General features: G+C 68.8%; 26 protein-coding genes. 8 read left to right on the top strand and 18 right to left on the bottom strand.

Features of this window, described 5'->3' with window-relative positions:
* Nucleotides 1–81: 81 nt before the first annotated feature.
* Nucleotides 82–657 (top strand): TetR/AcrR family transcriptional regulator, encoded by a 576-nt coding sequence (locus EIZ45_RS08555; protein ID WP_134664359.1) that lies wholly within the window; start codon nt 82–84, stop codon nt 655–657.
* 1,391 nt (nt 658–2,048) lie between these two features.
* Here EIZ45_RS08555 and EIZ45_RS08550 read toward each other — a convergent pair.
* The gene (locus EIZ45_RS08550; protein ID WP_134664357.1) at nt 2,049–3,563 is read right to left on the bottom strand and encodes an MFS transporter; all 1,515 of its coding nucleotides are present in this window, start codon (nt 3,561–3,563) and stop codon (nt 2,049–2,051) included.
* Between the two features lie 89 nt (nt 3,564–3,652).
* Here EIZ45_RS08550 and EIZ45_RS08545 point away from each other — a divergent pair, with 89 nt between their 5' ends.
* The gene (locus EIZ45_RS08545; protein WP_037808838.1) at nt 3,653–4,225 is read left to right on the top strand and encodes a TetR/AcrR family transcriptional regulator; all 573 of its coding nucleotides are present in this window, start codon (nt 3,653–3,655) and stop codon (nt 4,223–4,225) included.
* Between the two features lie 77 nt (nt 4,226–4,302).
* Here EIZ45_RS08545 and EIZ45_RS08540 read toward each other — a convergent pair whose 3' ends face one another.
* Nucleotides 4,303–4,728, bottom strand: a complete 426-nt coding sequence (locus EIZ45_RS08540) for a PPOX class F420-dependent oxidoreductase (RefSeq protein WP_134664355.1) — start codon at nt 4,726–4,728, stop codon at nt 4,303–4,305.
* 252 nt (nt 4,729–4,980) lie between these two features.
* Here EIZ45_RS08540 and EIZ45_RS08535 point away from each other — a divergent pair, with 252 nt between their 5' ends.
* From EIZ45_RS08535 to EIZ45_RS08520, 4 genes are all read left to right on the top strand, one after another.
* Nucleotides 4,981–5,508, top strand: coding sequence for a MarR family winged helix-turn-helix transcriptional regulator (locus EIZ45_RS08535; RefSeq protein ID WP_037808841.1), 528 nt, complete (start codon nt 4,981–4,983; stop codon nt 5,506–5,508).
* Nucleotides 5,505–8,132, top strand: coding sequence for an MFS transporter (locus EIZ45_RS08530; protein WP_205670010.1), 2,628 nt, complete (start codon nt 5,505–5,507; stop codon nt 8,130–8,132). The genes EIZ45_RS08535 and EIZ45_RS08530 overlap by 4 nt, the downstream gene beginning before the upstream one ends.
* Nucleotides 8,129–8,953, top strand: coding sequence for a YceI family protein (locus EIZ45_RS08525; RefSeq protein WP_037808843.1), 825 nt, complete (start codon nt 8,129–8,131; stop codon nt 8,951–8,953). Before EIZ45_RS08530 ends, EIZ45_RS08525 begins: the two co-directional genes overlap by 4 nt.
* A gap of 165 nt (nt 8,954–9,118) precedes the next feature.
* Complete coding sequence (locus EIZ45_RS08520; protein ID WP_037808846.1) at nt 9,119–9,796, top strand: DedA family protein; 678 nt, start codon at nt 9,119–9,121, stop codon at nt 9,794–9,796.
* 4 nt (nt 9,797–9,800) lie between these two features.
* Here the strand turns inward: EIZ45_RS08520 and EIZ45_RS08515 are convergent, their stop codons facing one another.
* The 8 genes from EIZ45_RS08515 to EIZ45_RS08480 form a co-directional block, all read right to left on the bottom strand.
* A complete protein-coding gene (locus EIZ45_RS08515; RefSeq protein ID WP_043834805.1) occupies nt 9,801–10,211 on the bottom strand; it encodes a VOC family protein in 411 nt (136 codons plus the stop codon).
* A 132-nt stretch (nt 10,212–10,343) separates the two neighbouring features.
* Nucleotides 10,344–11,087, bottom strand: coding sequence for an SDR family oxidoreductase (locus EIZ45_RS08510; RefSeq protein ID WP_134664353.1), 744 nt, complete (start codon nt 11,085–11,087; stop codon nt 10,344–10,346).
* 10 nt (nt 11,088–11,097) lie between these two features.
* Nucleotides 11,098–11,619 (bottom strand): hypothetical protein, encoded by a 522-nt coding sequence (locus EIZ45_RS08505; RefSeq protein ID WP_205670009.1) that lies wholly within the window; start codon nt 11,617–11,619, stop codon nt 11,098–11,100.
* Between the two features lie 8 nt (nt 11,620–11,627).
* On the bottom strand, nt 11,628–12,263 hold the full coding sequence (locus tag EIZ45_RS08500; protein ID WP_009084950.1) for a nucleoside/nucleotide kinase family protein: 636 nt from the start codon (nt 12,261–12,263) through the stop codon (nt 11,628–11,630).
* Nucleotides 12,260–13,126, bottom strand: a complete 867-nt coding sequence (locus EIZ45_RS08495) for a PfkB family carbohydrate kinase (protein WP_134664423.1) — start codon at nt 13,124–13,126, stop codon at nt 12,260–12,262. The genes EIZ45_RS08500 and EIZ45_RS08495 overlap by 4 nt, the downstream gene beginning before the upstream one ends.
* Before the next feature lie 7 nt (nt 13,127–13,133).
* Nucleotides 13,134–13,958 (bottom strand): ATP-binding cassette domain-containing protein, encoded by an 825-nt coding sequence (locus EIZ45_RS08490; RefSeq protein WP_037808853.1) that lies wholly within the window; start codon nt 13,956–13,958, stop codon nt 13,134–13,136.
* On the bottom strand, nt 13,955–14,944 hold the full coding sequence (locus EIZ45_RS08485; RefSeq protein ID WP_009084957.1) for an ABC transporter permease: 990 nt from the start codon (nt 14,942–14,944) through the stop codon (nt 13,955–13,957). Before EIZ45_RS08485 ends, EIZ45_RS08490 begins: the two co-directional genes overlap by 4 nt.
* A complete protein-coding gene (locus tag EIZ45_RS08480; RefSeq protein WP_037808854.1) occupies nt 14,941–15,960 on the bottom strand; it encodes a substrate-binding domain-containing protein in 1,020 nt (339 codons plus the stop codon). The genes EIZ45_RS08485 and EIZ45_RS08480 overlap by 4 nt, the downstream gene beginning before the upstream one ends.
* A 131-nt stretch (nt 15,961–16,091) precedes the next feature.
* On the opposite strand from EIZ45_RS08480, the gene EIZ45_RS08475 reads away from it, so the two are divergent.
* Together EIZ45_RS08475 and EIZ45_RS08470 are read left to right on the top strand one after the other, a co-directional pair.
* Nucleotides 16,092–17,114, top strand: coding sequence for a LacI family DNA-binding transcriptional regulator (locus tag EIZ45_RS08475; RefSeq protein WP_037808855.1), 1,023 nt, complete (start codon nt 16,092–16,094; stop codon nt 17,112–17,114).
* A gap of 134 nt (nt 17,115–17,248) precedes the next feature.
* On the top strand, nt 17,249–18,115 hold the full coding sequence (locus EIZ45_RS08470; protein WP_037808857.1) for a LacI family DNA-binding transcriptional regulator: 867 nt from the start codon (nt 17,249–17,251) through the stop codon (nt 18,113–18,115).
* Nucleotides 18,116–18,118: 3 nt separating this feature from the next.
* On the opposite strand, the gene EIZ45_RS08465 is transcribed toward EIZ45_RS08470, so the two are convergent.
* From EIZ45_RS08465 to EIZ45_RS08430, 8 genes are all read right to left on the bottom strand, one after another.
* Nucleotides 18,119–19,285, bottom strand: coding sequence for a glycoside hydrolase family 76 protein (locus EIZ45_RS08465; RefSeq protein ID WP_134664349.1), 1,167 nt, complete (start codon nt 19,283–19,285; stop codon nt 18,119–18,121).
* Nucleotides 19,286–19,441: 156 nt separating this feature from the next.
* On the bottom strand, nt 19,442–20,101 hold the full coding sequence (locus tag EIZ45_RS08460; protein WP_037808860.1) for an RNA methyltransferase: 660 nt from the start codon (nt 20,099–20,101) through the stop codon (nt 19,442–19,444).
* 16 nt (nt 20,102–20,117) lie between these two features.
* Nucleotides 20,118–20,516: a DUF2784 domain-containing protein gene (locus EIZ45_RS08455; RefSeq protein WP_037808862.1), complete on the bottom strand. Its 399-nt coding sequence runs from the start codon at nt 20,514–20,516 to the stop codon at nt 20,118–20,120.
* Between the two features lie 266 nt (nt 20,517–20,782).
* Complete coding sequence (locus EIZ45_RS08450; RefSeq protein ID WP_134664347.1) at nt 20,783–21,055, bottom strand: hypothetical protein; 273 nt, start codon at nt 21,053–21,055, stop codon at nt 20,783–20,785.
* 47 nt (nt 21,056–21,102) lie between these two features.
* Nucleotides 21,103–21,405 carry a hypothetical protein gene (locus tag EIZ45_RS08445; protein WP_134664345.1) on the bottom strand — a complete coding sequence of 101 codons (303 nt, stop codon included), beginning with the start codon at nt 21,403–21,405 and terminating at the stop codon, nt 21,103–21,105.
* The gene (locus EIZ45_RS08440) at nt 21,402–21,764 is read right to left on the bottom strand and encodes an Asp23/Gls24 family envelope stress response protein (protein WP_037808867.1); all 363 of its coding nucleotides are present in this window, start codon (nt 21,762–21,764) and stop codon (nt 21,402–21,404) included. Before EIZ45_RS08440 ends, EIZ45_RS08445 begins: the two co-directional genes overlap by 4 nt.
* Entirely contained in the window at nt 21,761–22,318 is a 558-nt protein-coding gene (locus tag EIZ45_RS08435; protein ID WP_043831552.1) for a hypothetical protein, read from the bottom strand. The genes EIZ45_RS08440 and EIZ45_RS08435 overlap by 4 nt, the downstream gene beginning before the upstream one ends.
* Nucleotides 22,309–22,863, bottom strand: coding sequence for an RNA polymerase sigma factor (locus EIZ45_RS08430; protein ID WP_037808869.1), 555 nt, complete (start codon nt 22,861–22,863; stop codon nt 22,309–22,311). Before EIZ45_RS08430 ends, EIZ45_RS08435 begins: the two co-directional genes overlap by 10 nt.
* Between the last annotated feature and the right edge of the window lie 86 nt (nt 22,864–22,949).

The raw sequence follows: 22,949 nt of genomic DNA, 5'->3' as shown, positions 1-22,949 counted from the left end.
TCCCTCAGAGTGATGGGACTCTTGTCCCGTCAGACGCTACCAGAGTGACGGGACAAAGGTCTCGTCACATAGGATGGCGTCATGGCCCGATGGGAACCCGGAGCACGCGAACGGCTGGTCGTAGCGGCCGTCGACCTGTTCGCCGAACAGGGCTACGACGCCACGACGGTCGCGCAGATCGCTGAGCGCGCCGGTGTCACGAAGAGCACGTTCTTCCGGCATTTCCCGGACAAACGGGAGTTGTTGGTGGCCGGACAGGAAACGCTGAGCAAGCTGCTCGCGGAGGGAATCGCCGATGCCCCCGCCGACGCCAGCCCCCTGGAAGCAGTAGCGGAAGGCCTGCGCCGCGCCGCGACGGCCATGGGCCCGATGAACCGGGAACTCGCCCCTCGGTTGAAGGCCGCGGTCGCGGCCAGCACGGAACTCCAGGAACGGGACGCACTGAAGAGCGTCGGCCTAGCCGCGGCGATGACTGCCGCCCTGACCTCCCGAGGCCTACCCGAGGCGACTGCCGCGCTCGCTAGTGAGTTGGGGGTGTTGGCTTTTAAGCGGGGGTACTTCGCGTGGTCGGAGAGCGATCGCAGGGATGCTGATCCGGCGGAGTTTTTGGTGGCTGCATTGGAGGAGTTGCGGGCGGCGAGCGCTTCGCTGGGGTGACGGCACGCTTCCGGCGCCTCTTGCCTGGGAGCCCGGACGCCGAATCGGTGGAGTTTTGGTGGCAGCGCTGAAAGAAGCTTCGACGAGTGCTTCGCTGGGCTGCACGGACGATGCCTGCCCACTCCCGCGCGCATTAGCGCGGGACGGGTCCGCGCCGAAGAGGCGACGTCGAACGCGGCCATCCCGAGGACTCGGAGAACGACCGCGGGGACGAACGCCGACCCAGCGGAGCATCCGGAAGAACCTTGCACAGCAAGCACTTCACTGACCCGAACGGCCGACTCCCGCACGCCTTGGCACAGAACGGGTCCGCGCCGGACAAACGACTGCCGCCCTCACCAACGGGAACGTCGAACGCGGCCATCCCGAGGACTCGGAGAACGACCGCGGGGACGAACGCCGACCCAGCGGAGCATCCGGAAGAACCTTGCACAGCAAGCACTTCACTGACCCGAACGGCCGACTCCCGCACGCCTTGGCACAGAACGGGTCCGCGCCGGACAAACGACTGCCGCCCTCACCAACGGGAACGCCGAACGCGGCCATCCCGAGGACTCGGACAGCGACCGCAGGGACGAACGCCGACCCAGCGGAGCATCCGGAAGAACCTTGCACAGCAAGCACTTCACTGGCCCGAACGGAGGGCTCCCGCTAACTCTCGCGCGCGGACGCCGGACCGATCCGCACCGGACAAACGACTGCCGTCCTCGTCAGCGGGAACGCCGAACGCGGCCATCCCGAGGACTCGGACAGCGACCGCAGGGACGAACGCCGACCCAGCGGAGCATCCGGAAGAACCTTGCACAGCAAGCACTTCACTGGCCCGAACGGAGGGCTCCCGCTAACTCTCGCGCGCGGACGCCGGACCGATCCGCACCGGACAAACGACTGCCGTCCTCGTCAGCGGGAACGCCGAACGCGGCCATCCCGAGGACTCGGACAGCGACCGCAGGGACGAACGCCGACCCAGCGGAGCATCCGGAAGAACCTTGCACAGCAAGCACTTCACTGGCCCGAACGGAGGGCTCCCGCTAACTCTCGCGCGCGGACGCCGGACCGATCCGCACCGGACAAACGACTGCCGTCCTCGTCAGCGGGAACGCCGAACGCGGCCATCCCGAGGACTCGGACAGCGACCGCAGGGACGAACGCCGACCCAGCGGAGCATCCGCAAGAGCCTTGCACGGCAAGCGCTTCACCGAGCTGAACCGGCGGGATCCGAGTAGTGCCAGGCGTCCGCCCGCTCCGGAGGCCCTAGCGCCTCTTCGGCCGGGGCGGTACCCGCGTCGGCGGACAGCCGTCCGGTCTGAAGCATTTCCCTTACCCGGCAACCGGAACTGCGCTGCCCGTCAGGCAGGCGGGTGGTGTTCGCCTGCCTGACAGGCACCGAATCATGCGCACATCGCGGGCTCCTCCCGCTTGGTGTCCTGCGGGCGGTTTCGCCGACGGCCCAGCAGGAAGTACGCCTGCAGTGCCGTGTACACGAGGATCGCGGCGCCCACCCACGCACTCGTGTGCAGTGCCGTCACGAAGGATTCGCGGGCGGTGGTCAGCAGCTCCGCGCCCTCGGCGGCGGGCAGGGAGTGTGCGGTGGCTACCGCGCCGCCGAGGGTGTCGTGGGCTGCTGCGGGGGCGGTGGCGGGCAGGCCGGACTGGTAGACCGCCGTGGCGAGGCTGCCCAGCAGGGCGGTGCCGAGGGCGCCGCCCAGTTCGTAGCCCGTTTCCGAGATCGCCGACGCGGCGCCGGCGCGGTTGACCGGGGCGGCGGAGATCACGAGGTCGTTCGTCAGAGTCTCCGAGAGGGCCACCCCGCCGCCGACCAGGACGAACGCCACTACTACTGCGGCCAGTCCGGCGTCGGCTCCGATGGTGGTCAGGACCAGGAAGCCGGCCGCGCCGAGGAGCAGGCCCAGGCTGACCAGGACCGGCACCCGGACTCGGCGGGCGAGCCAGGCGGCTGCCAGGGCGCCGACGACGCCGGCGACCGTGGCGGGCAGCATCCACAGTGCCGCGGTCAGTGGCTTCAGGCCGAGCACCAGCTGCAGGTACTGCGGCAGCAGGAACAGCAGCCCGACCAGGGCGAACACGCCCAGCAGGTTCGTGATCACCGATCCGGCGAACTTGCGGTTGGCGAACAGGCCGAGGTCCAGCATCGGCTGGTCAAGCCGTCGCTGCCGGCGCACGAACGCCGCGCCCAGCGCGAGTCCGAGCACCATCGCGGCACCGGCCGACCAGCTGATCCCTTCCGTCGCGGCGATCTTCACGCCGTAGACGACCGGCAGCATCGTGCCGAGCGACAGCAGCGCCGACCACGGGTCGAAGCGGCCCGGGTTCGGATCGCGGAACTCCGGCAGCAGCAACGGGCCCGCGACGAGCAGCAGCACCATCACCGGCACGTTGATCAGGAAGACCGAACCCCACCAGAAGTGCTCGAGCAGCCAGCCGCCGACCACCGGGCCGACCGCCATCCCGCCGGAGAACGCCGCGCTCCAGATCGCGACCGCGGTGCGCCGCGTGCGGTCCTCGGTGAAGATGCTGCGGATAAGCGACAGCGTGGAGGGCATCAGTGTCGCACCGCCGACGCCCAGCAGCGCCCGCGCGACGATCAGCATCAGCGGCGACGTGGCGAACGCCGCCAGCACCGAGGCCGCACCGAACGCGGCACCGCCGATGAGCAGCAGCCGCCTCCTGCCGATCCGGTCGCCCAGCGTGCCCATGAAAACTAGCAGTCCGGCCAGGACGAACGAGTAGACGTCGACGATCCACAGCTGCTCCGCACCCGTGGGCGCGAGATCCTCGCTGAGATAGGGCAGGGCGAACCCCAGGACTGTCGTGTCCACGCTGATCAACAGGACCGGCAGCACCAGAACCGCCAAAGCCCACCACTGGCCTCCGCGCCGCACCATGGCGCACTCTTCCTTCCTTGTACCGTCCAGACGGTACAGTTTCGTTCCTGAGGTAGAAGGTAAACCGTCTGGACGGTATAGTCAAGGTGATGGCTAAACCTTCAGCACGAGAACGCATCCTCGGTTCGTACGAGGTCATCCTCGCCGACCGCGGCCCGGCCGAGATCACGCTCGACGCCGTCGCGGCGCACGCCGGGGTGTCCAAGGGCGGGCTGCTCTACCACTTCGGTTCGAAGGACGCCCTGCGCGACGGCCTGCTCGAACGCCTGGAGCGGCTCACCGACGAGGACCTCGAACGCGCGCGGAGCGCCCCGGAAGGCGTGGTGCGGCACTACCTGCGCTCGTCGATCACCGACGTCACGCGCGACCTGGCGCTGCACCGCACGACGATGGCCGCGCTCCGCCTTGTCCTCAACGACCCGATCGCGGCGGAGGTGTCGCGGCGCTGCACCGAGCGCACCCGCGAGCTGATGCTGGAGCACGTCGAGGACCCGGTGACGGCGGAGCTGGTGATGCTGGTCGGCGAGGGCCTCTACATGCGCGCGGCACTGGGCGAAGAGGTGACCGACAGCCTGCTGGAGCAAATCGAGGACATCGCGGACCGGATCGAGGCCGGGGCGCCGGTCCAGGCGACGGTCGCCGCGGGACGACGGAAGGGCTGAGCCGCGGGGACCGCCAGGCACCTGACTTCAAGCCAGCGAGGAGAACTCCCTCCAGGCGTCACTCACGGACGACCACCTCAGCGAGCCAGCCCGTAAACCCGCTCGATCTCCACCGTCAGCACCAGCCGCCGATCCGCCACCATCGCCGCTCGGTACTCGTCCCAGTCCGGATGCTCGCCCGCCACCTTGCGGTACAGCGCGATCAACGCCTCCACCGCCTCGTCGTCCGGAGCCGAAGCGACCGGGGACAGCACCGCCCGCCCCTCCGCCACCGCGTATGACCAGCCGTTCGACGACGCCACGTGGTAGCTCACCCGCGGATCCCGGCGCATGTTCTTCGTCTTCGCGCGCGTGTCCGTGATCGACACCTGCAGCTGGCGGGCGTCGCGGTCGAAGTAATGCGACACCGTCGACAGCTGCGGGCGGCCGTCTCGTTTCAGGGTCGCCAGGACGCCGTGCTTACCCGCCGCGATGAGGTCGTAGAGCGCTGTGTCGTCAGTCATACCCCTATGAAACCCCGGCGAGAAGGATCTGTTCCCGCCCTCAAACCCCTAGTGACCAGCGGCGTCCGCATACCGGGAGAAACCGGACGATACCCCTCCGGTTGAAATCTGCTTGCATGCGGCAACTAAAGTGTCTTGTGACACAACCATGGGCCGGCCGCTTGCGAAATACGCCGTACGGGCACACTCTTGCTTAAGGCAACTAGTTGCAGTCGCCAACCAATGGTTTGCTCCACCCCAAGGAAGACCCACATGGCACCTCAGAACTCCGCCGTCAGGCCAGAGGCCGACCTCGACCTTGCCGACCAGCTCGGGCACGAGCTGGTCCGGTTCATGCGCTTGATCACCAAGGCGAAGTCCCAGGTCGCCAAACACGGGCCGGACGGGATCGAGAGGGCCGCGTACGCGATCCTCTTCTGCCTCGTCCACGAAGGCCCGCAACGCACCAGCAAGCTGGCCGAGTTCCTGCACTCCGAGATCTCCACGATCAGCAGGCAGTCCAGCTCGCTCGTGCAGCACGGACTCGTCGAACGGCAGGCCGACCCCGAGGACGGCCGCGCCTGCTTGCTCGCCCCGACCGCCGAAGGCCTTCGCGTCTTCGACGAAAACCGCAAGCACCGCGCCCGGTGGCTCGCCGACGTACTCGGCGACTGGAGCCAGGAGGAGCGCGAGACGCTCAACGAGCTTCTCGCGCGGCTCAACACAGGTATCGAAAAGAACAATCCGTCGCTGTCCGACACCGCGGCGACGGCACAGGCCAAGGGGGCCTCGAACGCATGACGTCCACTGTTGAAAAACAACCTCAGTCGCGAGGGGGAGCGCCCGCTGAAGACAGCGACGGCGGTCTGCGGCTGACCCACCGCCAAATCGTCACGATCATCAGCGGCCTGATGTGCGGCATGTTCCTCGCCGCGCTCGACCAGACGATCGTGGGCACCTCGATCGTCCGGATCGCCAACGACCTGCACGGCTTCGACCTGCAGGCGTGGGCGACCACGGCGTACCTGATCACGTCGACGATCGCGACGCCGATCTACGGCAAGCTTTCCGACATCTACGGCCGCAAGCCGTTCTACCTCGCCGCGATCGCGATCTTCGTCGCCGGTTCGGCCGCCGCGTCGTTCTCGACCTCGATGTACGAACTGGCCGCGTTCCGCGCGGTGCAGGGTCTCGGCGCCGGCGGTCTGATGTCGCTGGCCATGACGATCATCGGCGACGTGGTCCCGCCGCGGGAACGCGCTCGCTACCAGGGCTACTTCCTCGCCGTGTTCGGCACTTCGACCGTGCTCGGCCCGGTGCTCGGCGGCTTCTTCGCCGGCTTCGACACCCTCGGCGGCCTGCACGGCTGGCGCTGGGTCTTCCTGATCAACGTGCCGATCGGCATCGTCGCGCTGTTCGTCGTCGCGAAGGTGCTGAACGTCCCGCACAACCGCCACGACCACAAGATCGACTGGTGGGGCGCGCTGACCATGGTCATCGCCGTGGTGCCGTTCCTGATCGTCGCCGAACAGGGCCAGAAGTGGGGCTGGGGCGACCAGAAGTCGATCTGGATGTACATCATCGGCGGCGTCGGCATCGTGTTGTTCATCGTCGTCGAGAAGCTGATGAAGGACGCCGCGCTGATCCCGTTGCGGCTGTTCAAGAACTCGACCTTCACCGTGGCCATCATCGGCGGCGTGATCGTCGGCGTGGCGATGTTCGGCGCGATCACGATGATCCCGCAGTACCTGCAGGTCGTGCAGGGCTACACGCCGACCGAATCGGGTCTGCTGATGCTGCCGCTGATGGTCGGCATCATGTCCAGTTCGATCATCTCCGGCAAGATCACCTCGAAGACCGGGCGCTACAAGATCTTCCCGGTCGTCGGCACGATCCTGATCGCGGCGGGCGCGTTCTTCTTCGCCATGGTCAAGTACGACACCCCGATCTGGCACCCGCTGGTCGCCGCGCTGATCATCGGCCTCGGCCTCGGCCAGTGCATGCAGACGCTGATCATCGCGGTGCAGAACGCGGGCCCGCGCAAGGACATGGGCGTGTCGACCGCGTCGGCGACGTTCTTCCGGCAGATCGGCGGTACCGCGGGGGTCGCGGTGTTCCTGACGATTCTGTTCAACGTGCTGCCGGGCAACATCACCAAGGCGTTCGGCGGCCACCTGCCTCCGGGCGGGGGCGCCAACCTCGGCGACCTGTCGAGCAACACGAGCGTCATCCAGACGCTGCCGGAAGCGGTGCGCACGCCGATCCTGATCGGCTTCACCGAGTCCATCACCACGGTGTTCTGGGTCGCCGGCGGCGTCGCGCTGCTGGCCACGCTGGTGCTGCTGTTCATGAAGGAGATCCCGTTGGCGGGCATGAACCCGGCGGCGGCCGCGGTCGAAGGCGGCGAAGCGCTGCTGGAAGACCTCGACGAGCCGGTCCCGGCCCAGGAAGAAACCGCTGAGCTGAAGACGGCGGGTTCGCTGTTCGAGGAGGCCCCGAAGGAGCCGGTGCTCGTCGGAGCCGGCGGCAGGCACGCCCTGACCAACGGCCACGGCGACGCGCAGGCGGTGGCTGACGCCCGTCCGATGCCGATCACCAACTCGGTGGCCGACGCGGAATTCGGCACGGCCACCGGCTCGGGCGGCGTCCCGGTCACCGGCCACGTGCGCCGCCAGGACGGCAGCCACGTGAGCGCGGCCGCGCTGACCCTGATCGACCAGCAGGGCCGTCAGGTGGCCCGGGCGACCGGCAACGGCGACGGCAGTTACTCGATCCCGACCCAGGGTCCGGGAACGTACGTGCTGATCGTGTCCGCTCCCGGGCACCAGCCGCAGGCCTCCAGCGTGGTGGTCGGCGGGCACCCGGCGAACCTGGACGTCACGCTCACCGGTTCCGGCGAGCTGACCGGCGTGGTCCGTTCGATCGGCACCGCGACCCCGCTGGCGAACGCGACGGTCACGCTGACCGACTCGCGCGGCGAGGTCAACGGCGCGTTCATCACCGCCGAGGACGGCGTCTACACCTTCAGCGGCGTCGGCGCCGGGCAGTACACGCTGGTCGCGAGCGGCCCGCACTACCGCCCGGTCGCGGTCACGCTGACGGTGCCGGACAGCGGCGTGCTGCGCCACGACGTCGAACTCGCCGGCGCGGTGCTGCTCCAGGGCGTCGCGCGCACCGAGGGCGACCGGATCGTGCCGGACGCGCGGATCACCGTGCTCGACGCGAACGGCAACGTCGCGGCGGTGGCCCGCACCGACAGCGAGGGCCGCTACGTGGTCAGCGACCTGCCGATCGGCTCCTACACGGTCGTGGCGAGCGGATACCCGCCCGCCACCAGCCAGGTGACGCTGGACGACGGCGAGGCCCAGCACGACGTGCGGCTGAGCTACGACCAGGCGCTCGACGAGCTGGTCGACCGGTCATGAGCGGGGGCCTGCGCGCACAGCTGCGCTCGAACGGCGGATGGCCGGTCGAGAACGCGGTGCTCACGGTCACCGACTTGAACGGGCGACAGGTCGCGCGGCAGGTCACGGACGCGAAGGGGGCGGTGGTCACCGACCCGCTGCCCCCTGGCGTCTACACCGCCGTGATCACCGCGCCGGGGTACACGCCGCTGGCCCGTACCGTGCAGATCGGCTCCGACGGGGCCGGGCTGCTCGGCGACATCGCGCTCGTGCCGGTTTCCGGCGCGGTCGAGCTGCCGCCGGAGGGTCCGTGGACGATCGACCCGATGCACTCGTCGGTGGTCGCCACCGCGCGGCACATGGGCATCGCGAGCATCAAGGTGCGGTTCCCGGACGTGGCGGGGCGGATCGAGGTCGCCCGGCCGGTCGAGCGCTCGAGCGTGCGCGCCGAGATCAAGGCGGGCAGCATCGAAAGCGGCATCAAGATGCGGGACGACCACCTGCGTTCGGCCGAATTCCTCGACGTCGACGCGTATCCGCTCATCACGTTCGAAAGCACCGGGCTTTCCCAGCTCGGCACGGACAACTGGGCGTTGCGCGGCGTGCTGACGCTGCACGGCGAACGCCGCGACGTCACGCTCGACCTGCGCTACACCGGGCACGGCCCGGACCCGTGGGGCGGCGTGCGTGCCGCGTTCCACGCCGAAACGCAATTGCACCGCAACGATTTCGCGATCAACTACAGCGCGATGGTGCGGGCGGGCGTGGCCGCGATCGGCACGACCGTCAAGGTGGAGCTGGACATCGAGGCGGTGCAGGGCGAGTCCCTGCCGCAGTTCTAGAGAAAACCGCGACAGGCCGCCCGGGAACTGTTCCGGGCGGCCTGTTCGTTGTCCTGGGCGAAAAGGGTGAACAGTCTGGTTACCCCAGGAATACCCAAAGTCACCGAATGCGGAGGATTCGATGGTTGCGTACTGCAGCCGGTCCCAGCCACGTAGGCTCTTCGCGTGAACCTCGACGCCGCCCAGCCCGCGCACGCCGCGGGAATCGGCCTGAGCTGGCTGGACACCGCCGGCCCGGTGCTCGTCTGGGTCATCGTGCTGTCGTTCGTGCTCATCGAATGCGCGCTCATCATCGGGCTGTTCCTGCCCGGCGATTCGCTGCTGTTCGGCGCGGGCGTGGTGCTCGCCCAGCACGGCTCGGACCTCAACGCGTGGCTGCTGTCCGCGGCCGCGTTGCTCACCGCCGTGGTCGGCAACCAGATCGGCTACTACATCGGCCGCGGCGCGGGCACCACGCTGATCGCCCGGCGCGGCGGGCGGATGCTCAACCGGCACAACCTCGAACGCGCGCAAGCTTTCCTGGACCGCAAGGGTTTCTTCGCGATCGTCGCGGCACGGTGGATCCCGTGGATCCGCACGCTGGCCCCGCTCATCGCGGGCGCCGCGCGGATGGATTCGCGGCGGTTCCTGCTCGCCACCACCGTCGGCGGCCTGCTGTGGGTGCCGACGCTGGTGCTGCTCGGCTACTACGGCGCAGGTCTGCTCGACGCCATCCCGTGGGTCAAGACCGCGGCGCTGTGGGTGAGCATCGCGTTCTTCGTGTTCGGCACCGCGTACGGCGTGCTGCGCTACCGCCAGGAAATGCGGCGTCCGGTCGACGAACCCGACGACGCGCACGCCTGATTTTTCAGGCCGGGTCGGACCAGACTTCCAGCTGGATGCCGTCCGGATCGCGGAACACGATCACCGCGGAACCCGCGAAGGTCTGCGATTCCGTCGCGGGCAGGTAGGAAACGCCGTATTCGCGCAGGCGGTCCTCCCATTCGGCGACCTCGGCCCGGGACGACACCGAGAACGCGACGTGGTCCAGACCAGTGCGTCTTTCGTCGAACGCGGGCCGTTCGGTGTCCGGATGCTGGACAAGCACCACGGAGAATCCGTCTCCTGCCGAACGCAGAACTACTTTGCGCACCCCGGTTTCCGGGTCTTCGCGCCGATGGCTTTCCTCGAGGTCGAGCACCCGGACGTACCAGGGAACACTTCGGTCCACATCGGTCACGGTGAGCGCCAGATGGTGCACAGACGTGAGCTTGGGCATGACTTTCGCGGCCGTCCTTTCAACCCCTCGTTCCAGACTCGCACACCGGGACAACCGCTACGGGCGAGTTCACCGAGTTCCGGGGTCAATCGTGATCTGCCCGTCGCCGGGCGTCTCACTGTCCGAGATGGATCAGCGGCCGCCGCCGACCTCGAGCACCGCGCCGACGGCGAAGGACGCCTCCGGGGACAGCAGCCACAGCACGGCCGCGGCGATCTCTTCCGGCTGGCCGGCGCGCCCGAGCGGGATGACCGGACTGAGCCGTTCGACCCGGTCCGGCATTCCCGCGGCGGCGTGCAATCCGGTCTCGACCAGGCCGGGCGACACGACGTTGACCCGGATTCCCTCGTCGGCGACCTCTCGTGCGAGGCCGAGGGTGAGCGTGTTGACCGCCGCTTTGGACGCCGCGTAGTGCACCCATTCGCCCGCCGACCCGTTCCGCGACGCCGTGGACGAGACGTTCACGATCGCTCCGCCGGACCCGCCGTAGCGCGTCGACAGCCGTCGCACCGCCTCGCGGCAGCACAGGAAAACGCCGGTGACGTTGATGTCCAGCACCCGGCGGACGGTCTCGACGCTCTGCTCGTCCAGCCTGCCGGGCGTGTTGCCGGTGACGCCCGCGTTGTTCACCAAGCCGACGAGCGGGCCCAACTCGGCCGCCGCCGAAAAAAGGTCGCTGACCTGCTGTTCGTCGGACACATCGGCGCGGTGCGCAAGCGCTTGCGCACCGTGGGACCGCACCCGTTCGGCGACCTCCTCGGCCGGGGCCGGGTCGCCGGAGAAGTTGACCACCACGTCGTAACCGCGGGTCGCGGCCAGTTCGCAGATCGCCGCGCCGATGCCCCGGCTGCCGCCAGTGACGACCAAAACCCCCACGGGTCACTCCTTACGAACGAGGCTTGAGCGGCTCCACGAACTGGGCGTCGAGCCACCGCATCTGCGCCATCCACATCCACCACGTCGCGTCGTCCGGACAGTGCTGCCCGTCGACCGCTTCACCCCGCAGCCATGCTCCCAGCAGCGCGGTGATGGCCGTGCACACGTCGAGCAGCGCGCGTCCCCACCACCACTGGTGCATCGGGGTGTGCAACTCGAGGACACCGCCGTGTTCCGGCAGCACCGACAACGCCCAGTCCAGCCGGGTCCGGACCTCGCTGAGCACCTGCGGTTCGAGCTGCGGTTCGCTGGTGGTCTCGCGCATCCGCTCGACCAGCAGCGCCAGCCTCGGATCCGGCCCCTGACCAGCGGGTTCGGACAACCGCCGGTCGACCAGCGTCCGCAGCCCGGTCAGGTGCGTGCGCACGAGCGGGACATACGGCGGGTACAGCACGGCGATCCGGGCTTCGCCGGCCCGGTCCCAGGTGACCGCGCCGGCGTAGGGATCCGTCGTCGCCGGATCGTCGAACATCACCCTGCTCAGAGGGCGAAATTCGTCAGCGGCAGGTTCTCGAGCACCAGGTCGGCGCGGTCGCGGGTGTTCGCGATCAGGTCCGCGTTGCGCTGGTCGGAACCGAGCGCGCGCTGCCGGGCCTCGACCAGCGAACGGCCGTAGCGCCGGTGCCGGGACACCAGCCGCTCGATCCGCTCCGGCTCGTCCGGCGCGAGGAACCACGCCTCGGTGAGGTACTGCCGCACGCCGCTCCACGGGTCGTCCGGAAGCAGCAGGTAGTTGCCCTCGGTGATGACCAGCTGCACCTCGGGAGCGACCGGGACGGCGCCGGCGATCGGCTCCTCGATCTCGCGGCGGAACTCCGGCGCGTACACCGTCTCGCGGCCCTCGGCGAGCCGGCGAATCAAGTGCACGTAGCCGGCCGCGTCGAAGGTGTCCGGCGCGCCCTTGCGGTCGGTGCGTCCGAGCCGCTGCAGTTCGACCTGGGCCAGGTGGAAGCCGTCCATCCCGACGACCGCGGCCCGCGAACCGAGCGCGTTGGCGATCGCCCAGGCCAGCGTGGTTTTTCCGGAGGCGGGCGCGCCGATGATGCCGAGCACGTGCCGTTCCCGCGGTTTGGCCAGCTTCTCGGCCCGCGCCAGCAGATCCTCGAACGCCGTCATCGCACTCCCTCTTCTCTGCTCTTCGCCAGTTCCCCGACCGGCCCCGTCCACGAACGCGGACCGGCATGCCGGACCCGTTCCGCTGCCACCGCGTTCGCGTATCCGATCCAGTCGGCGACCGCGCCTTCCCGCGTCGCGACCGCGTACGCGAGCGCACCGTGCCACACGTCTCCGGCCCCCAGGGTGTCCCGCGCTTCGACGAGCGGCACGGGGACCTGCCCAGAGTCTTCCGTAGTGCTCCAGGCGACCGGCTCCGGGCCCGCCGTCGTGATCGTCACTGACACTCCGCGTTCGGCCAAACTCGGTGCGGGAGCACGGAACCGCGCGGAACAGGCTGCCACGTGAACCAGTGGCAGCAACTGGTCCAGTACTGGTTTCCAGCTGCCCGCGTCGAGGACGACCGGCACTTCGCGGGCGCGGGCTTCCTTGGCGACAGCAAGCGCTAGCTCGGGATGATGCCCGTCGACGAGGACGGCGTCTACGCGCTCGAAAATCTGGGCGAGGTCAGGCAGTTCCAGTGGCTCGTCGGAGGCGGCGTTGCGGGAGACGACGGTGCGTTCGCCGTCGCCGTCCCGCACCACGACCGCGCTGACCGCCGGTGCCTGCGCGCGTTCCGGAGCGAGGTCGACTAGGTCGACGCCGCAGGCTTCGAGGTCAGCCCGGGCGAGCGCGGCCAGCGGGTGCGCACCGAGAGCCGTCACGAGAGTCGCTTCGGCCCCGAGCGCCGCGACGGTCACCGCGGCGTTGGTCGCCGGCCCACCGGCCGCGACATCCACCTGCAGCGACTGCACTTTCTCGCTCGGCTCCGGGAATTCCGCGACCCGCTGTACGACATCGACGGTGCACAACCCCGCCAGCAGCACTCGCACGTCAGGTCAACCCGGCGTGCGTGGTGGACGCGACCTCGACGACTTCGCCGTTGTCGTCGAGCTTCAACGCACCGGTGAGGAGGCCGACCACCTGGTTCATGCTGTGCGTCTTCGGCGTCACCACGGCGACGCGCTTGCCGAGCCGGTGCACGTGGATGCGGTCGGCGATTTCGAAGACGTGCGGCATGTTGTGGCTGATCAGCACCACCGGCAGGCCGCGGTCGCGGATCCGGCCGATCAGTTCCAGCACCTTCGCGGATTCCGCGACGCCCAGCGCGGCCGTCGGCTCGTCCATGATCACCGCTTTGGTGCCGAACGCCGCCGCGCGCGCCACCGCGACGCCTTGCCGCTGCCCGCCGGACAGCGTTTCCACCAGCTGGGTAATGGATTTGACCTTGATGCCGAGGTCGTCCAGGATCCGCTGCGCCTCGGTGCGCATGGTCGCGCTGTCGAGCTTGCGCAACCCGATGCCGAACGGTCCCTTCAGCCGCTTTTCCCGGCCCAGGAACATGTTCGACGCGATGTCCAGCGCCGGCGCGACCGCCAGATCCTGGTACACCGTCTCGATTCCGTAGTGCCTCGCGTCCAATGGGGACTTGAAGTGGACCGTCTTGCCGTCCACTTTGATCTCACCGGCGTCCGGCACCACCGCACCGGACAATGCCTTGATGAGACTGGATTTCCCGGCCCCGTTGTCGCCGACGACGGCGAGCACTTCGCCGGGGTAGAGGTCGAAATCGGCGCCGTCGATGGCGGTGACCCGGCCGTAGCGTTTCACCAGGCCGCGCGCGGAAAGGGTCGGCTGCTGCTCGTTCGAGGAAGTCATGACTGCTGCTGCCTCCGTGCGATCCGGTCCACGACCACCGCGGCGATCAGCAACGCGCCGGTCGCCAGGTCCTGGTAGTTGCCGTCCACGCCCATCTGCGTCAGCCCCGAACGCAGCACGGCGACGACCAGCGCGCCGAACAGCGTGCCCAGCACCGAACCGCGTCCGCCGAACAGGCTCGTGCCGCCCAGCACCACCGCGGTGATCGAGTCGAGGTTGCCGAGCTGGAACTGGTTCGGGTCGGCGTTCGGCGTGCGGCCGAGCGCCTGCCACGCGGCGATGCCGAAGCACAGCCCGGCGACGAGGTAGACCGACAGCACGGTGCGGTTGACCTTGATCCCGGACAGCCGCGCGGACTCCGGCGCGTTGCCGACGGCGTAAACGTGCTTGCCCCACGCGGTTTTCGTGAGCGCGTACCAGACGGCGAGGAACATGAGCAGCGCGAGCGTCATGCCGTAGGTGATCGGGATGCCGCCGAAGAGGTACCGCTTCGTGCCGAGCCAGGTGAGGAGCCCGTCGGACACCGGAACCGCCTGGCCGCCCGCGATCAGCTTCGCGACCGCGGTCAGGCCGGTGAACGTGCCGAGCGTGATGATGAAGGCGGGCAGCTTGATCCGCGTCGCCAGGGTGCCGATGAACAGGCCGACCACGACGGTCAGCGCGACTCCGGCAAGCAGAGCGAAGAAAACGTTCGTGACCGCGGCCAGTTTCGCCATCACCAGCGTCGCCACGACCATCGACGACGCGTTGGAAAGGTCGATGCCCGCGATCAGGATGATCAGCGTCTGGCCGAGCGCGAGCGTGCCGACCACCAGCGACTGCTGGACCACTGTGGACAGATTGTCCAGGTCGAAAAAGGTGTCCGTGGCAAACGAAAACACCAGGACCGCCACGACCAGCGCCAGCGCGGGACCGACCGCGGGGGCGCGCAGGAAGAACTCGCCGAGCGTCTCGCGCTCGCGGTTGTTGACCGTCGCGGTCGTCATTTCCCGCCTCCCCAGCAGTTCTGCAGACCCCAGGCGGTGTCCTTGCTCGGCACCCCCGGCATCGGGTGGTCGGTGATCGCGGTCGAGCCGGTGTTGACGAACCCGCTCGGCTTCTTGCCGGTCTTCGCGTACTCGACCGCCGCGAGCACGCCCTGTTCGGCCATCTTCCGCGGGAACTGCATCACGGTGACGGCGAACTGGCCGTTCTTGACGTTCTGCACGCCCTCGCAGCCGCCGTCGATGGAACCGACGGTGAGCTGGTTGGTGAGGCCGCGCGCTTTGAGAGCCGCGTACGCGCCGCGGCCCATCGGCTCGTTCATCGTGTACACCGCGTTGAGGTCGGTGGTGCGCTGGAGGAGGTTCTCCATGCCCTGCTGGGCGAGGCTCTGGTCGCCGTTGGCGTTGGTGTGGCCCTTGATCTCCGGCGCGCCGTCCTTGAGCCCGATGCCCTTGAGGAACCCGCCGTGCCGCTGGGTGTCGACCGAACTGCCCGCGGTGCCGTCGACCATCAGGAGCTTCGGGTCCGCGCCCTTCAACGCCGCCTTGACGTACGCGCCCTGCTGCTCGCCCGCCGCGAAGTTGTCGGTGGCGAAGGTGGCGTCGACCGCGTCCGGCGGTTCGGTGGCGGTGTCGAGGGCGATCACGAGGATGCCGGCGTCGCGGGCGTCCTTGATGGCCTTGAGCACGCCGGTGGACGAGCTCGGCGTGATCAGGATGGTGTTCACGCCCTGCTGCATCAGGTTCTCGATGGCGCGCACCTGACCGTCGTTGTCGCCGTCGAACTGCCCGGCGAGCGCGCTGAAGTCAGCGCCGTTGGCCTTCGCCGCGGCGGCCGCGGCGCTGCGCAGTTCGACGAAGTACGGGTTGGTGTCGGTCTTCGTGACGAGGCCGACCTTGGCCTTGCCGCTGCCGCCGGTTTTGGAGCTGCCGCCCCAGTGGCGTTCGACGGTGCACCCGGCGGTGGAGACCGCGACAGCGGCCGCCAAGGCGAGTGCGGTGAGACTCCGGTGTCTCATGGAGATGCCCTCCGAATCGAGGTGCGAGCTTGCCGATGGACGGGAAGGTAGACAGACTCATGCCATGACGCAAGCGTTTGCGCAAACGCTTGCCAACGCTCCTGGTTTCGCTCTCTTGATGAAGGACAGACATGCCGCGACCCCGCTCCGCCCGCCCGACCCAGCGCGACATCGCCGAAATGGCGGGTGTGTCGATCACGACGGTCTCGCACGTCGTCAACGGCACGCGGGCGGTGGCCGAGGAGACGAAAGCCGCGGTGCTGCGCGCGATCGAGACCACCGGGTACACCGGCGACGCGATCGCGCGCTCGCTGGTCACCGGGGGCACGCGGTCGATCGGGATGGCGATCTCGCTGGTCGCGAACCCGTACTTCGCGGCGCTGATGCACGCGATCGAGCGAGAAGCGTCGGCAAACGGATACACCGTGCTGCTGGCGGACACGCACGACACCGCGGGCACCGAACGGGACGTGGTGCGCGCGCTGCGGTCGCGACGGGTCGACGGGCTGCTGATCACGCCCGCGCCCGGCGACGGGTCGGTGCTGGGCGAACTGGTGTCGCTGGACGTGCCGACCGTGCTGATGGACCGGCTCACCACCCGGACCGACATCGACCAGGTCGGCGCGGAGAACATCCAGGCGACGTCGGCGCTGACCGCGCATCTGGCGTCGCTGGGCCACCGCCGGATCGGGATGATCTCCGGCGCGCCCGGGCTGACGACGAGCGACGAACGCGTGCTGGGCTACCGGCTCGGCCTCGGCCGGTCGGGCTTGAGCTGGTCTCCTGACCTGGTGGCGTGCGGACAGTCCTCCCGCGACGGCGGCGGCTTGGCGTTGAGCACGCTGCTGGCGCTGCCGGATCCGCCGACCGCGCTGGTGGTGGCGAACGACAGCATGATGGTCGGCGTCCTGCACGAGGCGCGGCGACGGGGTTTGCGGATCGGCCAGGACCTGCCGGTGGTGGTGTACGACGACGTCGAATGGGCCGATCTCGTGGACCCGCCGCTGACGACGATGGCCCAGCCGATCGACGAAATCGGCCGCCGGGCGGTGCAGTTGCTGCTCGCTCGACTGGCGGATCCCGGGCGACCGGCCGAGACTGTGCGGTTGCCGCCGACCTTGCGGCACCGGGCTTCGTGCGGGTGCGCGTCGTGACTGCCCCGCGTAACCAGGCACACGGCCGTTCACTCACCTCAGTGATTCTCGGGACCCGATCGTCTCGGACCCTCTCTGGTGCGGCCCGACTGTGGCTACTGTTGGGTAGGTAACGACGACGAGGGCCATGTGAGATGACCGTTCTGGCGCCGGAGGTCCCCCACTGGGACCTGCCGGTCACCCATCGGTTCGGGGTGGCATTGGGGAGGCACGCCAGCCCGTACCACGACCAGCTGCTGCGTGCTATCCGCGGCGCTGCCGCGCGGGCGGGTTGCGACCTGCTGCTGGCCGACACCAGCGACTGTCCGCGCGCGGAAGCCGAAGTGCTGCGCGCGCTGCAGGCGGACCGGATCGATGGCGTCCTTCTGGTGCCCGCGCCCGGTGACGAGGCGGTCGTGAACGGTCTTGTGCGGACTGGGGTGCCGACGGTCCTGGTCGACCGGATCGCCGGCCGCAACGACGTCGACCAGGTCGGTTCGGAGAACTTCCAGGCCATGTCCGCGCTGGTCGAGCACCTGGCCGCACGACGGCACCGGCGGATCGCGTTGATCACCGGCACCGAAGGCACCACCGTCAGCGAAGAACGCGCCCTCGGTTACCGCCTCGGCCTTGGCCGCGCCGGGCTGCGCTACAACCCGGAACTGGTGGCGTCCGGCCAATCCACCGCAGGCGGCGCGGCCCGAGCTGCCGCCAAACTCCTGGACGGCTGGCCCTCGCCGACTGCCTTGGTGGTCGCTGGTGAAGCGATGCTGATCGGCGTGCAGTGGGAAGCACACCGCCGCGGCATCCGGATCGGATCGGAACTGGCGGTCGTCGGATACGGCGACATGGACTGGGCGCGCACGGTTTCCCCCGGCGTGACGACGATGGCACAACCCATCTCGGAAATCGGCCGCCGGGCAGTGCAGTTGCTGCTGGCACGCTGCCGCGAGCCGGAGCGCCGACCGGAGTCCGTCCGCCTCGCGCCGCGGTTCTTGCACCGCGCTTCGTGCGGCTGCTGAGTTTCACAGGGTTGCCGCGGCCTCCAGCAGCATCCACCCTCCAATTTGGACAGACAGATCCCGCTCCGCCTTGCCCGGCGGGTTCGGTGCTGGCTTGTCCCAGTACGCACTGAACAACGGTCCGGTTTTCTCTTGTGCCGCACCGTTCCAGCACGCTTCCGCTGAGGTTTGGACCAGCCTTTTCGCTGCTTCGGCTTCCGGCCTAGGAAGTTTGTTGGCCTTGTTGGCCGCGAGCGCGAGGTAACGGGCGGCGATCGCCGAGAAGAGCCCGCCGTCGCCTCCGTCTGATCCCGGGAGAATCCCTTGTGGTGCCAGGTGTTTCTCCACCGCACGGATCGTGCGTGCCGCGTCTTCCCAGCGGGACTGCTCCAGGCATGCGCCGAGGTAAACCCCTTGGCAGTACGAGAAAATATGCTTGACCACTTCGCCGGTGTCCGCCCGGATCCCGTCCCAGACCAAGCCGGTCTCCGGGTCTACGAGGGTGTCGGTGAGCCATTGCGTCATGGCACCGGCGCGTTCTTGATCACCCGTCCGAGCGTGAAAGATAGCGGCAGGCCCGTTCGCGGGGGTATTCTTGAAGGAGTCGCCGCGCCGCCACCAAATTCCCCCGCCAAGGTCTTCTGTCCAGCCTTCGTGCAGCCGTTTGCTGATCGCCTCGATCGGTTCGTCCACTGTGGATAGTTGGAGTTGACGCACTCGCTGCAGCGCGAGCCCTAGCCAGGCTATGTCGTCGTAGTAGTCGTTGACCCAGGAACCGAAATTGCGCCGATGCACCGTCGCGATGAAGCGGTCGATCAGCCACGCGCGTTCGCCGGTGGGCTGACGGAGCTGCGCGTCGACGAGACTGTCGAGGAGATGGGCCTGCCACCAGTAGTTCCAGTGCCAGTGCAACCGCTGGCTCATGGTGGGCGGCCATCCACTGCGACCGAGGACGGTGCCGGGGAGGGCCCACAGGCGGCGGAGGTGGCGGGCGCAGACCGCCTGTTCGGCTGAGGCGGCGCGGTCGAGTGCTGCGGCACGCGCGGCTGAGGCGGGATGCTCGCTCGCTGCGGTGCTCTCGGCCGCCGCAGGGCGCTCGGCCGCCGCGGAGTCGTCCGAGGGCGATGCGGCAGGGCCGGGCGCATCGCCGCGTGCAGCGGGATTGGCGGGGTCGGACGAGTCGGCAGTCATGACCTGATTCTGCCTGCGCTGCGGAGAACTTGCCTCTCTACGCGCCTCCCGTCTGAACCGCGCGATCGGCGCTAGGCCTGGGTTCTCGTGAGCGGCCCCGGTTCTAACCGGCGCAGCCACTCACGAAGCACCCCATCGGTGGCAGACCGCCGGGAGTCACCAGGCCTTGGAGAGGTCCGCATGCTGTCGGATCCATGCGTGCATCACGATTCCGGCCGCAACTCCCGCATTGATAGACCTTGTGGTGCCGAACTGGGCGATGGAGACCACTTTCGCCGAGTCCGTCTGTGCGGCTTCGGACAGACCAGGGCCTTCCTGGCCGAACAGCAGCAGGCACTTCCGGGGCAGTTCGGCGGTTTCCACCGGCTCTGCGCCGGGCGTGTTGTCCACCGCTACCACCGTCAAGCCCTCTGCGGTGGCGAATTCCAGCAGCGTCGCGACGTTCTCGTGGTGGCGGAGGTGCTGGTAGCGGTCCGTCACCATCGCGCCTCGGCGGTTCCAGCGGCGGCGGCCCACTATGTGCACTTCCGCGGCGGCGAAGGCGTTCGCGGTGCGGACGACCGTGCCGATGTTGTGGTCGTGCTGGAAGTTCTCGATCGCGACGTGGAACGGGTGTCGTCGGGTGTCCACATCGGACACGATTGCTTCGCGGCGCCAGTAGCGGTAGGCGTCGACCACGTTGCGGCGGTCGCCGTTGGCCAGGAGTTCGGGGTCGTAGCGCGGGTCGTCCGGCCAGGTGCCTGGCCAGGGGCCTACGCCTACCTCCTCGCGGTTCACCCACTCGGTGGGGCCCGCTTCGGGTTGTTCCGTCGTCACGAAGGACGATTCTCGCTCAGCCGAGGCTGACGCCGTGCGCCGGACTGTCGTCGTGGCGGTGGCGCCACCTCAGGTAGGCGCCCAGGTACGAGATCACCAGCACTGCCAGGGCCACCACGACCACCACCGGCAGCAGCGAGCGCGGGATCACCGTGCCGTAGAGGTAGTACGCGTTGAACCCGCCGGGCAGGTCGCCGAGGCCCTGCTGATGCCGGAAGAAATCCTCCAGCGCGGTGAGCGGGCACGGAATCGGCGTGACATTGACCAGCACGCCCCACACCGCGAAGAAAATGTGCACGAAAACGACCTTCGGCCACCGCCACGCGAGGAAGCCGCCGAAGCCGATGAAGAGCAGGGCGAGGATGTGCACCGCCACGGTGACATCGGCCAGAACATGCGCGACCGTCGTGTCCACCTTCGCCCCCTTCCCAGTGCACCTACCAGCGACGTTACTCCGATTACCCGTCCAGGGAGCGGGAAATAGGGGGACCTGATGTGATGTTCGACCCACCGGAGCAACGAGTTCACCCGGCAGGTAACGGAGGGATCACTCCGGGTAGGAGATGGTGCGGAACACCCCGCACGAAGGAACCCGACGCGCCGTAAATGACTTCGTTCCGTGCACGCGAATCGACGGAGAAAACGAGGGAAAAGCGGGGTGACGAACGCGGAAGAAGGACCTCAGGCCGGCGAGCCGGTGCCGCCGAAACCCGGCCATAGGGTGACCCCATTGAGCTTGAGGTCGTCGGGCAGCTGGCCATCGCGGTGCCCGTCCGCCGTCGCCCAGACGACCTCGGAGTCGGGGTAGAGAGTCACCACGAAGCCCACGTCAGCGGGGTGCGCGTACTCGATCGAGAGCACGTCGTCGACGCTGAGCACGACTTCGTCGCCATAGGGTTCGACGTTCCAGGTCCGGGGCTTGTCGTCGTTGTTGGTCACCTGGATCCGGATCATCCGCGCCCTCCCGTGGCTCGAAGCCGACGATACGCGGAAAAGGGCGTTCAGCCAGCGAACGCTGCTCCGTCGATGTCCGTCACGACGAGGCGGATGCTTGCGTCCGCCCACTCGGTCCCGTCGAGTACCTTGCGCACCTGGACTTCGGCGGCCGACAGCAAGGGCGGCAGCGGCAATCGCAGCGCGACCACCCGGATCTCCACCGATTCCGCGGTCAGATCCACTGACCCACCAGCGGGATCGGTCGGCAGCCAGCTGATTTCCGCGGCCACGCTCGTCGCGGGGCGGAGGCCGTCGACGGCCGACAGGGCGTCGGCGAGTCTTCCGGTCAGCGAACGCGGATCGGTCACTTCCGCCCCACTTCGATGTCCAAAATGGACACTCGAACGGCGTCCACGGAGCGGCCGGTCTGCGCGAGGACTTCCCGGAACACCGCTCGCTGCACCGCGCGGCCCACGGCGGCGGCCTGGTCCGCACCCGAGATGACCACGTCGACCTCGACCGTCAGGCTGTCCTCGTGGGCGCGGACCCGGACGCCGTCCGCGGGAGCCGGTTCCAGGCCCTTCCAGCGTTGCCTGGCTTCGCGGGCCCACGCGGTCGCCAAGCCGCGCAGGCCGGGTTCCAGGCGCACGACTCCGGCGGTTTCGGCGGCCGCGCGGGCGGCAACGCTCGCGATCACCGGGGCGGCGATCACGTATTCGGCGGTCATTCCCCGTCCTCGTACACGTCTTCCACCAGCAGATCCAGGCTGACCAACGAAATACCCACCCGCGAGGTCGCGGCAGCGGACACCAGTTCTCGTACGCGGGCCAACGTGTCAGCGCCGCTGGTGTTCCCCAGGCGCGCCGCGAGGGTGAGTTCCACCTCGACCTGAGCCGCGCCGGACGAATCAACACCGACCTTTCGCACCCGCACCCGGCGGGCGCGGACGTCGCCGGCGGAATCGGCCGCATAGCGGAGCACGACCGCGACGGCTTGTTCGCTCACTTCGACCGAACCCGGTTCGGCGGCGGCGAGATCCAGCATCTGGCCGCGGCGCACTTCGGCGCGGACGGCCGACATGATCCGGCCGAACAGGTCCGGCGGGGTCGGGTCGGGCTCGTCGATCAGTTCCTGCGTCGCCGAGCGCAGGGCCAGCAGGCTTTCCCGCGCGGTGCGGCAGTGGACACACTCCGCCTGGTGGTCGTCGGACTCGTCCAGGTTCTCCCAGAGCGTTTCCAGTTCCCGGCCGCACGGCAGTTCGTAGTCCTGGTTCACCTCCACGGCTTCATCACCTCCGCCAGCTGCGCACGGGCCCGGGCGATGCGCCCCCGGACCGCGGTGGGGTTCGCGCCGACGATCTCGCTGATCTCGTCGTACGACCGGCCGTGCACTTCACGCAACAGCCAGCACGCCCGTTGCTGCGGGGTGAGCGTCTGAAGCGCCTCGTCGAGTGCCGCGAGCTGGCCGCTGACCTGCACCGCGTGCTCCGGCTGCGTGTCGCGGCGCGGCGATTCGGCCAGGTCGAGGTCGACGTCGGCCTGCGGGCGGCGCGCCCGGATCACGTTGAGACAGCGGTTGGTCGTTCCGCGGTACAGCCAGCCGACGAACGCGTTGTCGTCGTTCAGCTGCGCCAGCTTCCGCCACGCGCCGAGGAACGCTTCCTGCACTACGTCCTCGGCGTCGCCGCGGTGATGCAGCATTTTCAGGGCGAGCCGGAACATCGGGCCCTGATAACGCTGCACGAGCTGTTCGTACGCGCGCACGTCGCCGTCTCGCGCACGGCCGACGAGGGTGGCGTCGTCGAGCGGGACACTGGTCGTGGTCACGGCACCCCCTTCCGTCAGGGGGACACCGCGTGGCGGGCATTCGTCACGCACGCATTGTGGGTGACTGTGCTCACTTCCGCTCGGTT

It is taken from the genome of Amycolatopsis sp. CFH S0740 (assembly GCF_004522315.1).
Classification (GTDB): Bacteria; Actinomycetota; Actinomycetes; order Mycobacteriales; family Pseudonocardiaceae; genus Amycolatopsis; species Amycolatopsis nivea.
Note: the sequence above shows the minus strand (reverse complement) of the source record. Positions and strands in the feature narration are given on the sequence as shown.

Excerpts from the sequence above, each read along its gene's own strand:
- EIZ45_RS08555 (WP_134664359.1), top strand. The coding sequence starts at position 82 with ATGGCCCGATGGGAACCCGGAGCACGCGAACGGCTGGTCGTAGCGGCC.
- EIZ45_RS08550 (WP_134664357.1), bottom strand. The coding sequence starts at position 3,563 with ATGGTGCGGCGCGGAGGCCAGTGGTGGGCTTTGGCGGTTCTGGTGCTG.
- EIZ45_RS08545 (WP_037808838.1), top strand. The coding sequence starts at position 3,653 with ATGGCTAAACCTTCAGCACGAGAACGCATCCTCGGTTCGTACGAGGTC.
- EIZ45_RS08540 (WP_134664355.1), bottom strand. The coding sequence starts at position 4,728 with ATGACTGACGACACAGCGCTCTACGACCTCATCGCGGCGGGTAAGCAC.
- EIZ45_RS08535 (WP_037808841.1), top strand. The coding sequence starts at position 4,981 with ATGGCACCTCAGAACTCCGCCGTCAGGCCAGAGGCCGACCTCGACCTT.
- EIZ45_RS08530 (WP_205670010.1), top strand. The coding sequence starts at position 5,505 with ATGACGTCCACTGTTGAAAAACAACCTCAGTCGCGAGGGGGAGCGCCC.
- EIZ45_RS08525 (WP_037808843.1), top strand. The coding sequence starts at position 8,129 with ATGAGCGGGGGCCTGCGCGCACAGCTGCGCTCGAACGGCGGATGGCCG.
- EIZ45_RS08515 (WP_043834805.1), bottom strand. The coding sequence starts at position 10,211 with ATGCCCAAGCTCACGTCTGTGCACCATCTGGCGCTCACCGTGACCGAT.
- EIZ45_RS08505 (WP_205670009.1), bottom strand. The coding sequence starts at position 11,619 with ATGTTCGACGATCCGGCGACGACGGATCCCTACGCCGGCGCGGTCACC.
- EIZ45_RS08500 (WP_009084950.1), bottom strand. The coding sequence starts at position 12,263 with ATGACGGCGTTCGAGGATCTGCTGGCGCGGGCCGAGAAGCTGGCCAAA.
- EIZ45_RS08490 (WP_037808853.1), bottom strand. The coding sequence starts at position 13,958 with ATGACTTCCTCGAACGAGCAGCAGCCGACCCTTTCCGCGCGCGGCCTG.
- EIZ45_RS08485 (WP_009084957.1), bottom strand. The coding sequence starts at position 14,944 with ATGACGACCGCGACGGTCAACAACCGCGAGCGCGAGACGCTCGGCGAG.
- EIZ45_RS08480 (WP_037808854.1), bottom strand. The coding sequence starts at position 15,960 with ATGAGACACCGGAGTCTCACCGCACTCGCCTTGGCGGCCGCTGTCGCG.
- EIZ45_RS08475 (WP_037808855.1), top strand. The coding sequence starts at position 16,092 with ATGCCGCGACCCCGCTCCGCCCGCCCGACCCAGCGCGACATCGCCGAA.
- EIZ45_RS08470 (WP_037808857.1), top strand. The coding sequence starts at position 17,249 with ATGACCGTTCTGGCGCCGGAGGTCCCCCACTGGGACCTGCCGGTCACC.
- EIZ45_RS08465 (WP_134664349.1), bottom strand. The coding sequence starts at position 19,285 with ATGACTGCCGACTCGTCCGACCCCGCCAATCCCGCTGCACGCGGCGAT.
- EIZ45_RS08450 (WP_134664347.1), bottom strand. The coding sequence starts at position 21,055 with ATGATCCGGATCCAGGTGACCAACAACGACGACAAGCCCCGGACCTGG.
- EIZ45_RS08440 (WP_037808867.1), bottom strand. The coding sequence starts at position 21,764 with ATGACCGCCGAATACGTGATCGCCGCCCCGGTGATCGCGAGCGTTGCC.